At 66.3% G+C, this 15,973-nt stretch carries 14 protein-coding genes; 9 read left to right on the forward strand and 5 right to left on the reverse strand.

Going from position 1 to position 15,973, the window contains the following annotated elements; translation table 11 throughout:
• Positions 1-191 precede the first annotated feature (191 nt).
• The 7 genes from ASG39_RS10285 to ASG39_RS10315 all read left to right on the forward strand — a co-directional run bounded on the left by ASG39_RS10285 (position 192) and on the right by ASG39_RS10315 (position 8,200).
• Entirely contained in the window at positions 192-830 is a 639-nt protein-coding gene (locus ASG39_RS10285; RefSeq protein ID WP_062594871.1) for an outer membrane protein, read from the forward strand.
• Between the two features lie 141 nt (positions 831-971).
• A complete protein-coding gene (locus ASG39_RS10290) occupies positions 972-1,442 on the forward strand; it encodes a DUF1284 domain-containing protein (protein WP_062594872.1) in 471 nt (156 codons plus the stop codon).
• Positions 1,443-1,536: 94 nt separating this feature from the next.
• On the forward strand, positions 1,537-3,330 hold the full coding sequence (locus tag ASG39_RS10295) for a sensor histidine kinase (RefSeq protein ID WP_062594873.1): 1,794 nt from the start codon (positions 1,537-1,539) through the stop codon (positions 3,328-3,330).
• Complete coding sequence (locus tag ASG39_RS10300; protein WP_062594874.1) at positions 3,330-4,697, forward strand: sigma-54 dependent transcriptional regulator; 1,368 nt, start codon at positions 3,330-3,332, stop codon at positions 4,695-4,697. The genes ASG39_RS10295 and ASG39_RS10300 overlap by 1 nt, the downstream gene beginning before the upstream one ends.
• 202 nt (positions 4,698-4,899) lie before the next feature.
• Complete coding sequence (locus tag ASG39_RS10305) at positions 4,900-5,877, forward strand: tripartite tricarboxylate transporter substrate-binding protein (RefSeq protein ID WP_062594875.1); 978 nt, start codon at positions 4,900-4,902, stop codon at positions 5,875-5,877.
• Between the two features lie 343 nt (positions 5,878-6,220).
• Positions 6,221-6,682 carry a tripartite tricarboxylate transporter TctB family protein gene (locus tag ASG39_RS10310; RefSeq protein WP_062594876.1) on the forward strand — a complete coding sequence of 154 codons (462 nt, stop codon included), beginning with the start codon at positions 6,221-6,223 and terminating at the stop codon, positions 6,680-6,682.
• A 12-nt stretch (positions 6,683-6,694) separates the two neighbouring features.
• Entirely contained in the window at positions 6,695-8,200 is a 1,506-nt protein-coding gene (locus tag ASG39_RS10315) for a tripartite tricarboxylate transporter permease (RefSeq protein WP_062594877.1), read from the forward strand.
• Positions 8,201-8,326: 126 nt separating this feature from the next.
• Here the strand turns inward: ASG39_RS10315 and ASG39_RS10320 are convergent, their stop codons facing one another.
• From ASG39_RS10320 to ASG39_RS10340, 5 genes are all read right to left on the reverse strand, one after another.
• Positions 8,327-9,931 carry a methyl-accepting chemotaxis protein gene (locus tag ASG39_RS10320; RefSeq protein ID WP_062594878.1) on the reverse strand — a complete coding sequence of 535 codons (1,605 nt, stop codon included), beginning with the start codon at positions 9,929-9,931 and terminating at the stop codon, positions 8,327-8,329.
• Positions 9,932-10,237, reverse strand: a complete 306-nt coding sequence (locus ASG39_RS24325; RefSeq protein ID WP_062594879.1) for a hypothetical protein — start codon at positions 10,235-10,237, stop codon at positions 9,932-9,934.
• A 221-nt stretch (positions 10,238-10,458) separates the two neighbouring features.
• Entirely contained in the window at positions 10,459-11,049 is a 591-nt protein-coding gene (locus ASG39_RS10330; RefSeq protein WP_062594880.1) for a glutathione S-transferase, read from the reverse strand.
• A gap of 55 nt (positions 11,050-11,104) precedes the next feature.
• On the reverse strand, positions 11,105-11,686 hold the full coding sequence (locus ASG39_RS10335) for a ribonuclease T(2) (protein WP_062594964.1): 582 nt from the start codon (positions 11,684-11,686) through the stop codon (positions 11,105-11,107).
• A gap of 486 nt (positions 11,687-12,172) precedes the next feature.
• Positions 12,173-13,051 (reverse strand): 23S rRNA (adenine(2030)-N(6))-methyltransferase RlmJ, encoded by an 879-nt coding sequence (locus ASG39_RS10340; RefSeq protein ID WP_062594881.1) that lies wholly within the window; start codon positions 13,049-13,051, stop codon positions 12,173-12,175.
• A gap of 68 nt (positions 13,052-13,119) precedes the next feature.
• Here ASG39_RS10340 and ASG39_RS10345 point away from each other — a divergent pair, with 68 nt between their 5' ends.
• Complete coding sequence (locus tag ASG39_RS10345) at positions 13,120-15,315, forward strand: molybdopterin oxidoreductase family protein (RefSeq protein ID WP_062594882.1); 2,196 nt, start codon at positions 13,120-13,122, stop codon at positions 15,313-15,315.
• The gene (locus tag ASG39_RS10350; RefSeq protein WP_062594883.1) at positions 15,312-15,926 is read left to right on the forward strand and encodes an NUDIX domain-containing protein; all 615 of its coding nucleotides are present in this window, start codon (positions 15,312-15,314) and stop codon (positions 15,924-15,926) included. Before ASG39_RS10345 ends, ASG39_RS10350 begins: the two co-directional genes overlap by 4 nt.
• Positions 15,927-15,973: the final 47 nt, after the last annotated feature.

Consider the following 15,973-nt stretch of genomic DNA (forward strand, 5'->3'; position numbering starts at 1 on the left):
CAAATCCCTGTTGCATTCAAACAACATCGTTTTTCAGCCACGCCGTTGCCTCAATCATTTCACAATTCGGCTCTTGGAATTCCGCATTTGGACATCAATTTCACCTCAACCGAGCGGGGTTGAACGAAATTACCGGCGCCGCATCGGACACAGGAAATCGGTCCAGCGCCGGTCTGATAAGGAGATCTAGTATGCGTACTCTCATCACCACTCTCATGGCGTCCGCCATGTCTCTCGTCGCTTTCTCGGCCGTCAACGCAGCCGACGCCATCGACGAAGTTCCCGCAGCACCTGCTGCAGACTACACGGCTCCGGCCGTCAAGAACTGGGCAGGCGCCTATGTCGGTGGGACCGCGAACTGGGGCCACGGCAAGTTCAACGGCACCGGCGATCGCAGTGCAGCCGGCTTCGGCGGCGGTCTCTACGGCGGCTACAACATGCAGGACGGCCCGATCGTCTACGGTGCTGAAGCCGACGTCAACTACGGCGACAACGATGCGAGCCGTCCGGGCCGCAGCATGGAACAGGGCGTCAACGGCTCGATCCGCGGCCGTCTCGGCTACGATCTGAACCCCGTCCTCCTCTACGGCACGGCCGGTGTTGCCGCGTCGAGCCTGAAGGCCAACCAGCTCGGCGGCTCCGACAAGAAGACCGCCATCGGCTGGACGGCCGGTGCCGGTGCCGAAGCCTTCGTCACCGACAACGTCACGGCCCGCGTCGAATATCGCTACACCGACTACGGCAAGGAAAGCTTCGACGTTCCCGGCAACAACTTCTCCTCCGGCTATGACGAACACAGCGTCAAGGTTGGTATGGGCGTGAAGTTCTGATCGACCGATCCGGCCGCAAGGTCGAATTCGGGACGATCGAGACCGCTTGCAGCTTTCGCTGCAGGCGGTTTTTTCGTAGGAGCCTTTGGCGACGTGCCGCCTCCGGTGAGGCGGTGCCGTCCGCCGGTGGGGAGCCGCCCGATGACCATCCGCCTGCGACCGCATCATCTCCTCTGCATGCTGACCTATATCGGCAAGGGCTACAGCCCCGATTTCACCCGCAACTACGACGCCATCGCCGCGCGGATCGGCGCGGGCGAGGCGCTCGAGGTGGTGGACGGTCCCGACGATATCTGTCAGCCGCTGCTGGCAACGCCGAACCCGCATTGTTACAACGACAGCGTCGTTGAACGCGACCGACAGGCGGCAGCGGACGTGGCGACGCTGCTCGGCCGGACGATCGGGGCCGGCGTGACCCTGCTGCTCGACACGACCGAGATCACGCGTCTGCGGACACAGTTCGCCACCGGCAGCATTCGAACGGCCTGTGCGGGCTGCGAATGGAAAAGCCTCTGCGACGGCATCGCGGCGGGCGGTTTTCGCGACGTGCGCGTCGCCTCGCGCGAGCCGCACCGTGAGCAACCCCTTGGAAACCCGCCCCCGGGTCTATAGGCTGCCCATGACAGGGAGAGGGCCTGCGCAGGAGCTTTGAACCTCTCCGGTCGGCCAAGGTGAGGGGAGCCGCATTGGGGAGGACTGCGAGGAGATGCTGAGGAGCCTGCGCCGCGGTCTGCTCGTTCCGGTTATCCTGGTCGTCGTGGCGGCCACGGGTCTTGCCGTCTGGAGCAATGCCTATGCCACCCGCCGCTTCATGGCCGAGGCATCGCTGCAGGCGGGAACGGCGCTGCGCCTTGCCGTGTCCGCGCTCTCCGGCCATCTCCGGCGCTACGAGGCCCTGCCGGCCCTGATTGCCGATCACGACGATATCCGCCGGCTCGTCGCCAATCCGCGGGATCAGGCGCTCCGCGACAGCGCCAACCGCTATCTGAAGGCGATCAACGGCCTGCTGCGCTCCTCCGACATCTATGTCATGACCCGCGACGGGGCGACCATCGCCGCCAGCAATTACGACCGGGCGACGAGCTTCGTCGGCGAGAATTTCAGCTATCGGCCTTATTTCCGGCAGGCGGCGGAGGGCAAGCGCTCGCGCTTCTATGCCCGCGGCACGACATCGTTCAAGCGCGGCTACTTCTTCGCGGCCCCGATCGACATCGATGGCAGGGTCGCCGGCGTCATCGTCTTCAAGGTCGATATCGACATGATCGAGTCCTCCTGGCGCGGCGGCGAGTACGAGATCTTCGTCTCCGACCCGGAAGGCGTGATCTTCATGACCAGCAATCCGGAATGGCTGTTCTCCAGCATCCTGCCGCTGACGCCCGAGCGCCTGCGCCGCACCGAAGCCTCGCGCCGCTATGCCGAGGCGGACCTGAAGGACCTCGGCGTCGTCAGGTCCCGGCTCGGCGAACACACCCTGATGGCGATCCCGACGAACGGCGTCACGCGCGATTACCTCGTTCTCTCCGAATATGTCAGCGATGCCGACTGGACGGTCCGGGTGCTCATGGACATGAGCTGGGTGCGCTCCCAGACCCATGTCGCGGTCGCCGCCGTGTTCCTGTTCCTCTGCCTTGCCGGTCTGATCCTCGCCGTGCTCCTGCAGCGGCACGAGCGCCGCAACGAGCGCATGCAGATGCAGGTCGAGGCGAAGGCCGAGCTGGAACGGCGCGTCGAGGAGCGCACGGCCGACCTTGCCGATCTCAACGCCCAGCTGCGCAGCACGCAGGCCGATCTCGTGCAGGCGGGCAAGCTGGCCGGCCTCGGGCAGATGTCGGCCGCCCTCAGCCACGAATTCAACCAGCCGCTCGCCGCTGCCCGGACCTATGCCGAGAGCGCCTCGCTGCTGATCGAGCGCAACCGGATCGACGAGGCCAAGGACAATCTCCAGCGGATCGCCAAGCTGATCGACCGCATGGCGTCGATCAGCCGCCATCTGCGCAATTTCGCGCGCAAGCCCAACGAGAAGCTCGGCCCGGTGGCGCTGGACGACGTGCTGCGCGACACGCTGGAGATCGTCTCGGCCCGGCTTGCCTCCGCGGATGCCGAGCTGGTCGTCGCGCTCGGCGATCCCGCACCGCTCGTGCGCGCCGGCTCCGTCCGCCTGCAACAGGTGCTGGTCAACATCATCTCCAATGCGGCCGACGCCGTGGAAGGCCTCGAAGACCGGCGTATTTTCCTGACCGCGACGACGACCGGCGACCGCGTCGCGATCACCGTGCGCGATGCCGGGCCGGGCATTCCCAACGCCATCGCCGAGCGCATCTTCGATCCGTTCTTCACCACCAAGGGCGTGGGAAAGGGGCTTGGTCTGGGGCTCTCGATTTCCTACAACATCGTCAAGGATTTCGGCGGTCGCCTTTCGGCGGACAATCACACCGGCGGCGGTGCGACCTTCCGCATCGAGCTCGACCGCATGGACGACAGACGCGAGGCAGCAGAGTGATGAGTGACGTCGCCACCGTTCTCCTGGTCGATGACGAGGAGGAGCTGCGCCGCTCGACGGCGCAGGCGCTGGAGCTTCAGGACCTGACGGTGGAAACCTTTGCCGCCGCCGAGGACGTGCTCGCCCGCGTCGGCTACGGCTTTGCCGGCGTTGTCGTCAGCGATATCCGCATGCGCGGCATGGACGGCATGACGCTGCTGCAGCGCATCCGCGAGATCGACCATGAGATTCCCGTGATTCTCGTCACCGGCCATGGCGACGTCCAGCTCGCCGTGAAAGCCATGCGGGAAGGGGCCTACGACTTCCTGGAGAAGCCGTTCGGCGTGCAGGCGCTGGCCGGGATCATCCGCCGCGCCCACGACCGGCGCGGCCTCGTGCTCGAAAACCGGCGCCTGCGCGCGGTGGCCGGCAAGCGCGACGACATCGAGGCCCGCATGCCCGGGCGCACGCCCGTCATGGTCGATCTGCGCTACCGGTTGCGCGCCATCGGCGCCACCGATGCGGACACTCTGATCATCGGCGAGACCGGCGTCGGCAAGGAGGTCGCCGCCCGCGCCCTGCACGATATCAGCGCCCGGGCCAACCGGCCCTTCATCGCCATCAACTGCGCCGCTCTGCCCGAAACGCTGATCGAGAGCGAGCTCTTCGGCCATGAGGCAGGCGCCTTTCCCGGCGCGATCCGCGCCCGCTACGGCAAGTTCGAGCATGCCCGCGGCGGCACCATCCTGCTCGACGAAATCGGCTCCATGCCGGTCGAGCTCCAGGCGAAGTTCCTGCGCGTCCTGCAGGAGCGCACCATCACCCGCCTCGGCTCCAACGAGACGGTGCCGCTCGATGTCCGCTTCATCGCCACCAGCAAGGTCGATCTGGAGGCGGAAGTCTCGGCCGGCCGCTTTCGGGCGGATCTGTTCTATCGCTTGAATGTCGTGACGCTGCATGTGCCGTCGCTCGCCCAGCGCGCGGCCGATATTCCGCTGCTCTTTCTCCAGCTCGTGCGCGAGGCGTCGGCCCGTTACGGCCGCGACGACATGGACGTGCCGCCCGCCGTGGTCTCCGAAGTCGCGCACCGGCGCTGGCCGGGCAATGTCCGCGAACTGCGCAATGCCGCCGACCGGCTCGTGCTCGGGCTCGACGCCCGCGGCCTCGATACGGTGGGGGAAGACCGCGAGGAGGAAAGCCGGCTCGCGCCCCGCGTCGCCGCCTTCGAGCGCGGCCTGATCGCCCGCACGCTGGCCGCTTATGGCGGCGCGCTCCGTCCGGTCTATGAGGAGCTCGGAATCTCCCGCAAGACGCTGTACGAGAAGATGCAGAAATACGGCCTCGACAAGCGTGCGACCTTCGACGACGGGCCGCCCTTCCCGGAGTGAGCCCGCTTTGGGTATGTTTCCACCCATCGACAGGGGTGAGGGGGCCGTTTCCACCCATGATGCACCGCAAAAGCGTCATCGAGTCCGGTAAAGGCCGCACTATCCGGTTGCACGCCTGCCCGCGAACGCGAGACTGACGCTCATTCCATGACCGGTGGGGGAGGAGCCCTGCCGGCATGACGATCATACTCGGGAGGACTTCATGACGCGTTTCACGTCGCTTCTGGCAGCCACAGCGCTTGCCGCAACCGTTTTTGCCGGCGCCGCACAGGCGGAGTATCCGGAACGCACCATCACCATGGTCGTGCCGTTCTCGGCCGGCGGACCGACGGACACCGTGGCGCGCCTCGTGGCCGAATCGATGTCGAAGGATCTCGGCCAGCAGGTCATCGTGGAAAATGTCGGTGGGGCCGGCGGCACGCTCGGTGCCGGCCGCGTGGCGAGTGCCGAGGCCGACGGCTACACGGTGCTGCTGCACCATATCGGCATGGCCACCAGCGCCACGCTCTACCGCAAGCTCGCCTATGACACGCTGAACGCCTTCGACTATGTCGGCCTCGTCACCGAAGTGCCGATGACCATCGTCGCGCGCAAGGATCTGGAAGCGACCGACCTCAAGGGTCTCGTGGATTATGCCAAGGCCAACAAGGACACGGTCACGGTCGCCAATGCCGGCATCGGCGCGGCCTCCCACCTCTGCGGCATGCTGTTCATGAGCGCCATCGAGACGCCGCTCGTCACCGTGCCCTACAAGGGCACCGGCCCGGCGATGACCGATCTTCTGGGCGGCCAGGTCGATATCATGTGCGACCAGACGACCAACACGACGAAGCAGATCCAAGGCGGCACGATCAAGGCCTATGCCGTGACCTCGCCGGCCCGCCTCGACATCTTCCCGGACATTCCGACCGCCGTCGAAGGCGGTCTGCCGGGCTTCGAAGTCGGCATCTGGCACGGCGTCTACACCCCCAAGGGCACGCCGCCGGAAGCCATCGCCAAGCTTGAGGGCTCGCTGCAGAAGGCCCTGAAGGACGAGAACGTCGTTGCCCGCTTCGCCGAACTCGGCACCAAGCCCTCGTCGGACGCCGACGCGACGCCGGCGGCCCTCAAGGCCAAGCTCGAAAGCGAAATCGCCCGCTGGAAGCCGATCATCGAGAAGGCCGGCCAGTACGCCGACTGATTCTCAGCGGCCGTTTTCGACCGAATGCACGCTGCCTTTGCCGGCAGCCCAACACCCGCCTGCCGCCACGCTCCGCCATCAACAGGCAGGGCGTGGCGGCAGGCACCTGCTCAGGCAGGAAGCCCGGGCAGGCAGCGGGGACGGCTCTCTCAGGGGCCCGTCGGGAGGCCGCGGCATCCGGGAGATGGCAGGGGGCGTCGAGGGGATCGCGCGCCCAGCCAGCACTAAGGCATCGCCAGCACCAAGCATCGCCAGCCAACACGAGCATCGCCAGCCAACACAAGCATCGCCTGCCGCATCCCGCCGCAAGGCCGTCCGCGGTTCGGCTCATTGGGGAACGATCATGAAACCACTCAGTCTCGACCGGACGAATGCCCTTTGCGGCATTCTGTTCATCGCCCTCGGCCTCTTCTTCGTGGCGCAGTCGCTGTCGCTCGACCTCGGAACGACGTTCCGCATGGGCCCGGGCTATTTCCCGCTGGTCCTCGCGCTGTTCCTGACCGCGCTCGGCCTCGTCATCCTCGTGCAGGCGACCCGCACGCAGAGCGATCCGATCGAGCCGCTGGCCTGGCGCGGCATGCTCTTCATTCTCTCGGCACCCATCGTCTTCGGCCTCACGGTCCGGGGGCTCGGTTTCGTGCCCTCGCTGTTCCTCGCCGCCTTCATCGCCTGCTTCGCCTCGCAGCGCATGAAGCCGGTCGGCGCGATCGTCCTGTCGATCGCCATCACGCTCTTTTCCGTCGCCGTCTTCAGCTACGCGCTGGGCCTTCCGTTTGAACGCTTCGGCCCCTGGCTGCGGTTTTAAGGATCTTCGACCATGGATCTCTTCAGCAATCTCGCGCTGGGTTTCGCGACCGCCGGCACGCCGGAAAACCTGCTCTTCTGCCTCATCGGCGTTCTCCTCGGCACGCTGATCGGCGTTCTCCCGGGCATCGGCGCCACCGCCACCATCGCCATGCTGCTGCCGATCACCTTCCAGCTCGAGCCGGTCTCGTCGCTGATCATGCTGGCTGGCATCTATTACGGCGCCCAATATGGCGGCTCGACCACCGCCATCCTCATCAACATGCCGGGCGAATCCTCCTCCGCCGTCACCGCCATCGACGGCTACCAGATGGCGCGCAAGGGCAGGGCGGGTGCGGCGCTCGCCATCGCGGCGCTCGGCTCCTTCTTCGCCGGCACCGTGTCCACCTTCCTCGTCGCCATCTTCGCCCCGCCGCTGACGGCCGTCGCGCTGCAGTTCGGCGCGGCTGAATATTTCTCGCTGATGGTGGTCGGCCTCGTCTCCTCGATCGCGCTCGCCCACGGCTCGATCGTCAAGGCGCTGGCGATGGTCTCGCTCGGCCTGCTGCTCGGCCTCGTCGGCACGGACATCTACACCGGAACGCCGCGCTTCACGCTCGGCATCCGCGAATATGCCGACGGGCTGAACTTCGTGGCCGTCGCGGTCGGCGTCTTCGGCGTCGCCGAAATCCTGCGCAATCTCGAAGGCGAGATGACGCGCACCGTGCTGATCAGCAAGGTCACCGGCCTGCTGCCGACGAAGGACGATTTCCGCCAGATGGTCGGCCCGGTCCTGCGCGGCACCGGCATCGGCTCGGCGCTCGGCATCCTGCCCGGCGGCGGCGCCATCCTTGCGGCCTTCGCCTCCTACACGGTGGAAAAGCGCCTCTCCAAGCATCCGGAAGAGTTCGGCAAGGGCGCCATCGCCGGCGTCGCCGGTCCGGAATCGGCCAACAATGCCGGTGCCCAGACCTCGTTCATCCCGCTCCTGACCCTGGGCATTCCGGCCAATCCGGTCATGGCGCTGATGGTCGGCGCGATGATCATCCAGGGCATCGTCCCCGGTCCGAACGTCGCGGTCGAGCAGCCGGCGCTGTTCTGGGGCATCATCGCCTCCATGTGGATCGGCAATCTGATGCTGGTGGTGCTCAATCTGCCGCTGATCGGCCTCTGGGTGAAGCTGCTGACGGTGCCCTACTACGTGCTGTTCCCGATCATCATGGCCTTCTGCGCCATCGGGGTCTACAGCGTCAACGCCAACGTCTTCGACCTCTATGCCGTCGCCTTCTTCGGCATCGCCGGCTATCTCCTCGTCAAGCTGCGCTGCGAACCGGCACCCTTGCTGCTCGGCTTCGTGCTCGGCCCGCTGCTCGAGGAAAACCTGCGGCGCGCCATGATCCTCTCGCGCGGCGATCCCTCCACCTTCGTCACGCGGCCGATCAGCGCCGGCCTCCTGCTGCTGGCCGCCGCCGTCCTCGTCGTCGTCTTCCTGCCCAGCATCAAGGCCAAGCGCGAAGCGGTGTTCCAGGAGGAAAGCTGATCCGCGCCCGTTGCGCCTCGAAACAGGCCGTGTCGACACAGAAAAAGGCGCCATCCTCGCGGGTGGCGCCTTTTTCGTTGAAGCCTGTTCGGAGACGGCGGACCCGACGACCCCGTCAGCCGAACGCTAGGCGGCGCGGCGGCCGACCATCGTCGCGACGTTTCCGGGGGCCTTGCCGAGATGGAACTGCGACAGCAGGTCCTCCAGCTTGGAGGCCTCGCCGGCCAGCGAGTGGACGGCGGCCGTGGCCTCCTCGACCATCGCGGCATTGCGCTGCGTTTCCTGGTCGATCGTATTGATCGCCGAGTTGATGTGGCCGAGGCCGGCCGACTGGTCGGAGGCCGCGTTGGAGATGAGGCCGATCTGGTCGGCGATGTGGCGGACCTCTTCTTCGATCGTGCGCAGCGCCTTGCCCGTTTCGCCGACGAGGAGGACGCCGTGCTGGACCTGGGCCGCCGAGGTGCCGATCAGGCCCTTGATCTCCTTGGCGGCGTTGGCGGACCGCTGGGCGAGTTCGCGCACCTCCTGCGCCACGACTGCAAAGCCCTTGCCGGCCTCGCCGGCGCGGGCGGCTTCGATGCCGGCATTGAGCGCAAGCAGGTTGGTCTGGAAGGCGATCTCGTCGATGACGCCGATGATCTGGCTGATCTGCTGCGACGATTCCTCGATCCGGCCCATGGCGGAAACGGCCTCGGTCACCGCGGCGGCGGATTTCTCGGCACCGGATTTCGCCGTGTCGACCAGCCGGCCGACATCGGCGGCGAGCGTGGCCGTGCTCTCGACGGCGGAGAGCGCTTCGGCGAGAGCCCCCGAGGTCTCCTCGACGGAAGCGGCCTGGCGCTCGGTGCGCCGCGACAGCTCGTCGTTCGATCCGCCGAGCGCGACGGCGTCGCCCCGGACCGCGGATGCGACGACGCCGACATGGGTCATCGCCGTTTCCAGCTTGCTGACCGATTCGTTGAAGGACACGCGCAGTTCGTCCACCTCTTCATGGAGCTGCTCCTCGATCCGGAAGTGCAGGTCCCCGGACGACAGCGCCCGCAGCGCGCCGGCAATCACGCGCACGGCTTTTTCGGTCTCGCGGGCGACACACTGCCGCTCGGCTTCGAAGCCGGCGCGCTGGCGTGCCGCGGTCTCGCTGGCCTTGTGCGCCTCGGCGGACAGGGCGGCCGCTTCTTCATGCGCCGCGATCGATTCGGCGGACGCCGCTGCGGCAGCGGTGAAGGACCGCACGACCGCACTGGTCAGACCGATCAGCGCCCCGGCCTGGAGAACGAGGATAACGGCGTGCAGGACGACGCGGCTGAAATCGGATTGACCGGGGAACACGGCCGTCGGCATGACGACGTAGAGCGAGAGGTGATGGACGGCCACCACGGCGGCATAGGCGACGATCGCGCGCCAGTCGATCCACACGGCGCACATGGCAAGCGTCGCGAAGAAATACATGTGCATGTCGATCTGGTAGGCCGAGCCGGCCGAGACGAAGACGAGCATGCCCACCTGGGCGGCCAGCGCCATCGCGTTCACCACGCGGGTGGTCGGCCCTGCCTTGCTGCCGAGCCAGAAACCGGTGGAAACGGCGGCGATCAGGGCGGCGGCGGCAAGGCTTCCGGTCGAGAGACCGCCGGCGCTCAAGCTGCTCCCGAGCCCGATCAGAACCACATTGAGCCACAGCAGAGCCGTCGTCCCGTAGGATGCCCTGATGCGAAGACTGTCTAGCGCGTTCATTCAATTTTCTTTTGAGCATCCCACGGCGAGCGCGTGGTCGAGAACAAGCATGGCGCCTTCGGTCATCAGCCTTGAGGAAAGACCCGGAGCGTCGGAATAGACGACGGCGAGCCAGCTCTGGCCGCCGCGCTCGACGAAACTGCCATTCGCGGCAGCGACGATCTGCATCATCCGCGCTTCGGAGGTCCCCGGATATCCCACAACGAGAACGGTATTCCCCTTGGGGATCGCGATGCCCGCAAGCATCAGAACGAGAAACGTAAGGAATACGCTCCCGACAATCCTGAGATCGACCGCTTCCGACACCGTGATATTTCCAGCTAAATTAGGTAGGGCTTGAAATAAATATCCGTGGACGATTAAATTCCCGTAAATCGCCGCGTGCGTTACAAATTTTTCGCATCACATCATAAAACAACGGCCCGCAGATGCGGGCCGGGTCGGTCGGTCTGGACAGAAGGGGAAGTGCCGGAGGTCTGCCCGGCGCAATTGCCCGGCGCAGTTGCCCGGCGCGTCGAACGCGAGTCTCAGGCCTTGAAGAGCTTGTAGTCCGGAAAATGCTTCTCGAATTTCTCCGGCCAGCTTTTGAGCTTCGGGCGGCCCTTCTGCCATTCCCCGGCAAAGCGCAGTTCGATGTAGCGCAGCGTGGCGGCGAGCGCGAAATGGCCGGCATGGAGTTTCGCGCCGGTCTTCGGCAGGTTGGCGTCCAGATGGTCCAGCGCCCGCTCGACCTTCTCCCACTGGCGTTCGATCCAGGGCTCGTGAACCTTCTCCGGCGGGTGGAAGCGCTTTTCGTAGACGATGGCGAGCAGGCTGTCGCAGATCCCGTCGCAGAGCGCTTCCAGCACCTCGGCCTGCACCCGCTTTTCCGGATTGCGCGGATAGAGCGTGCCCTTCGTCTCGCGGTCGATGAAGTGCATGATGACGCTGCTGTCGAAAATGGCCTGGCCGCTGTCCAGCACCAGCGTCGGGATCTTGCCGAGCGGGTTGCTGGCGATCAGGTCCGGCGGGTTCGAATTGGTGTCGGTGAGCACGCTCTCGGCCGGCAGGCCGGCATAATGCGCGGCCATGCGCACCTTGGTGGAATAGGGGGAGGCGGGGGAATAGAGGATCTTCATCTGTGCACCATGGGTCTTCTGAGGAGGATTGGGGAGATGATGGTGGTCGCGCCCGTCATCGGCGCGACGCGGAGGGAATGGTCAGGTCGCGCGCCCGGCAGCCGCCGCGATCCACCTCCGTGCAGGCCCGGAAGGCAAGGTCGCGGGTCAGGCAGATGCGGATCTCGTCCAGCCGGTCGTCGCCGCAGGTCACCGCGACGCCCTGCGGGCTCATGCCGGGATTGGCCTCGGCCATCGCCGTCTCGATGGCGGCCGGGCTCATCCGCCGGCGCGCGTCGGCAGTCTCGAGGGTCGAGGGAATGCGCACCCGCTCGCGGGCCGCCCGCAGCACGGCGAAGTAATCGCGCTGGCCGAGGCCCGAGCAGGTGCCGTGCTTGCGCCACTGATGGCCGATCAGACCCATGGAGGGAATGATGTCGAACAGGCCGCGCCCGAGCGCGTCGGGCACCCGGTCGCCGTCGCGCGACGGGCAGAAGGCGGGAAAGCCGCGCTCGTTCTGCGGCCAGAGGCCGTGGACGATGAAGCGATAATCGCGCTGGCCATTGCACTGCGCCGTCTTGCCCGCCCGGTCGTTTTCCGCGCACCAGCTCGGCGACCAAGAGAGCGAGAGGACGTAGAAATCGAAGCCGCTGCCCATCGGAACCTTTCGGGCGACATCGGGACGTTTTTTTGTCGGCGCTCTCTCTTCAGGGGCCCGCCTGTCCGGCATCGGCGACGCAGGGCGGGAAGACGGTTCTGCCGAACGCTCGGGCACCGTCTGCAGGATGGGGGGCGTCGCCGTCGCCGGGCCGCGCGTCTGCTCTGCCGAAGGCTCGTCGCCGCAGCCGGACACGAGGAGCGTGGCGAGGAGCGCCGCCATCGTCAAAAGGGGAAACGGCCGGCCTGTCACACCGCAAACCCGCAAGCCGAACCGCAGGGCACGTGACGGCTGCGGAGAGGGAGAACCTTCGTCATCGTCGTCTCCCGTCTCGGCCACCGGGCGCTTCGTTGCGCCGCGGGAGATTGCGTCGCCGAGGTGCATCGCGTCAACCCGCGGCGAAATTTTTCGCCGCCGCGCGAAATTTTTCGCCGCCGCGCGAAATTTTTCGCCGCCGCGCGAAATTTTTCGCCGCCTCCACTCGGCTCAGAGGTCGTCGTCGGCCACCACGTCGCGTTCCTCGCCGCGAAGCCAGAGGGCGCGGGCGGAGGCGAAGCGGTCCTGCTTCAGGCGGTCTTTCAGGAAGGGTAGCAGCACGTCCAGCTCGCCCTTCAGCGTGAAGGGCGGATTGACGATGATGAGGCCGGTGCCGGTCAGCCCGGTCGTGCCGCGGTCGCTCTTCACCGTGAGCTCGCAGCAGAGCATCTTCGGAATGTTCAGCGCCGCCAGCCTTTCGTGGAATTCGGCGATCGGCGCGCCCTGCTTCAGCGGATACCAGAGGCAGAAGGTGCCGCCGGGAAAGCGGCGATAGGCCTTGGCGAGACCCTTTTCCAGCCGCTCGTATTCACCCACCTCCTCGAACGGCGGATCGACCAGCACCAGCCCGCGCTTTTCCTTCGGCGGCAGATGCGCGCCGAGCGCCAGCCAGCCGTCGAGTTCGGTGATGCGGCTCTGATAGTCGCCGTCGAACAGGCGGTGCAGCGTCTCGTAGTCGTCGGGGTGCAGCTCCATCGCCGACAGCCGGTCCTGCGGCCGCATCAGGAGACGCGTCAGCTTCGGCGAGCCCGGATACTGTGCAAGCCCGCCCTCCGGGTTGAGCGCCGCGATCGCCTCCAGATAGGGCGCGAGAATCGGCTGGACGGCGGGCGGCACCGGGTCTGCCAGCAGCCGGCCGATGCCGTCGCGCCACTCGCCGGTCTTCTGCGCTTCCTCGCTGGACAGGTCGTAGAGCCCGATGCCGGCATGGGTGTCCAGCACGCGGAACGCCTTGTCCTTCTGCTTGAGATACGTAACGAGACGGGCGAGCACCGCATGCTTCAGCACGTCGGCAAAATTGCCCGCATGATAGATGTGCCGATAATTCATGATCTCTGGTGATCGCCTTGATGAAATGTTGAGATGCGACGGGCAAAGCGCTTTGTGCCGCTTTGGCGATGTCCTATAGAAAACCCATGAACCTTGCGACCCCCATCAAAGCGGAAAACCCCGTCCAGGCGGAAAACACCATCGGACATTCCGTCTGTCCGCATGACTGTCCCTCGGCCTGCGCGCTGGAGGTGGACCTGACGCCGGACGGCCGGATCGGCCGGCTGCGCGGCGCGTCCGCCAATAGCTACACCGCCGGCGTCATCTGCGCCAAGGTGGCGCGCTATTCCGAGCGCATCTACCATCCCGGCCGCCTGCTGGTGCCGCAGCGCCGCGTGGGCGGCAAGGGCGAGGGCGGTTTTCAGGAGATCGCCTGGGAGGCCGCACTCGACGAGATCGCCGAAGCCTTCCTGAAAGCGGAAGCACGGCACGGCTCGGAGGCCGTCTGGCCATATTTCTATGCCGGCACGATGGGGCAGGTGCAGCGCGACAGCATCGAGCGTCTGCGCCACGCCAAGCGCTATTCCGGCTTCTTCGGCTCGATCTGCACCAATCCCGCCTGGACCGGCTTCACCATGGGAACCGGTGCCTTGCGCGGTCCCGATCCGCGCGAAATGGCGCTTTCGGATTGCGTCGTCATCTGGGGCACCAATGCGGTCTCGACCCAGGTCAACGTGATGACCCACGCCATCCGCGCCCGCAAGGAGCGCAAGGCGAAGATCGTCGTCATCGACATCTACGACAACCCGACCATGAAACAGGCCGACATGGCGCTGACCGTGCGCCCCGGCACGGATGCGGCGCTCGCCTGCGCCGTCATGCACATCGCCTTTCGCGACGGCTATGCAGACCGCGCCTATCTCGCCACCCATTCCGACGATCCCGAAGGTCTGGAAGCCCACCTGAAAAGCCGCGACCCGGCCTGGGCGTCCGCGATCACGGGCCTCTCCGTCGAGGAGATCGAGGCCTTCGCCCGTCTGGTCGGCACGACGCCGAAGAGCTATTTCCGCCTCGGCTACGGTTTCACCCGCCAGCGCAACGGCGCGGTGGCGATCCACGCCGCGGCGAGCATCGCGACGGTGCTCGGCGCCTGGAAGCACGAGGGCGGCGGCGCGTTCCACTCCAACAACGATATCTTCCGCTTCGACAAGCGCGAACTGACGGGCACCGCCATGGTGGACCCGGACATCCGCATGCTCGACCAGTCGCAGATCGGCCGCGTCTTGACCGGCGATGCCGAGGCCCTGCGCCATCGCGGACCCGTGACGGCGCTCCTGATCCAGAACACCAATCCGGTCAATGTCGCGCCGGAGCAGCGGCTGGTGAAACGCGGCTTCCTGCGCGACGACCTCTTCGTCGCGGTGCACGAGCAGTTCATGACCGACACGGCCAAGCTTGCCGATATCGTGCTGCCGGCCACCATGTTTCTGGAGCATGACGACCTCTACCGTGGCGGCGGGCACCAGCACATCCTGCTCGGGCCGAAGCTCGTCGAGCCGCCATCGACGGTGCGCACCAATCTCTTCGTCATCGAGGAACTGGCAAAACGCCTCGGCATCGCCGATCGCCCCGGCTTCGGCCGCAGCGAACGCGATCATATCGACCGCATCCTCGTCAACTACGACAGCGGCTATCGTCACCTGAAGGCGGCGAAGTGGCTCGATGTCCAGCCGGATTTCGCCACCGCCCATTTCATCGAAGGCTTTGGCCACGCCGACGGCCGCTTCCGCTTCCGCGCCGACTGGACCGGCACGCCGGCGCCCAATCGCCCGCCGGCCGCCATGGGCATGCTCGGCCCGGTCGAAGGCCTGCCGGTCTACCCCGACCATGCCGACCTGATCGAGGCCACCGACGCCGATCACCCGTTCCGCCTCGCGACCTCGCCCGCGCGCTCCTTCCTCAATTCGAGCTTTGCCGAAACGCCGGGCTCGGTGCAGAAGGAAGGCCGTCCCGAGGTCATGATCCATGCCGAGGACGCCACCCGGCTTGCCATTCTCGAGGGCGATATCGTCCGGATCGGCAATGTCAGGGGCGAGATCCGTCTCCACGCCCGCCTTGGCGGGGGAACGCGTCCCGGCGTCGTGATCGCCGAGGGCCTCTGGCCGAACGGCGCCCATCTCGACGGCGAGGGCATCAACGTGCTTACCGGTGCCGACAGCGTCGCGCCCTATGGCGGCGCCGCCTTCCACGACAACCGCATCTGGCTGAAGCGAGACGTGACCGCGATTGAGAGCACGACCACGCTGACGAGAAAGCCTGCATGACCAAGTTCGAGACCGCGCAGATCGAGATCCTCAAGGACGAGACGCTTTCTAAAAACTGGTACCACCTGCGCAACATCACCTTCCGCTACACGGACGCGGAGGGCCGCGCCAAGGTGCTGAAGCGCGAGACCTATGATCGCGGCAATGGCGCGACGATCCTGCTCTACGATCCGCGGCGCGATCTCGTGGTGCTCGTGCGCCAGTTCCGCGTGCCGACCTATGTCAATGGCGGCACTGGCTGGATGCTGGAAACGCCGGCCGGGTTGCTCGACGGCGATGCGCCCGAGGATGCGATCCGCCGCGAGGCGATGGAGGAAACCGGCTACCGCGTCGGTGCCGTCCGCTCGCTGTTCAAGGCCTATATGTCGCCCGGCGCCGTCACCGAAATCGTCCACTGCTTCGCCGCCGTCATCGACATCGAGGATCGCGTGGAAGAGGGCGGCGGTCTCGCCTCCGAAGACGAGGACATCGAGGTCGTGGAACTCGGCCTCGACGCCGCCATGGCCATGATCGCCTCCGGCGAGATCTGCGACGGCAAGACGATCATGCTGCTGCAATGGGCGGTGATGAACCGGGAGAGCCTGAAGGCTGCGACGTCAGCCGCTCCATGAGCGTCATGGGGCCTGATGCCGCATCGCCGGATGCGGTGCGGGCGACC

Source organism: Rhizobium sp. Leaf371 (assembly GCF_001424045.1).
Taxonomy (GTDB): domain Bacteria; phylum Pseudomonadota; class Alphaproteobacteria; order Rhizobiales; family Rhizobiaceae; genus Ferranicluibacter.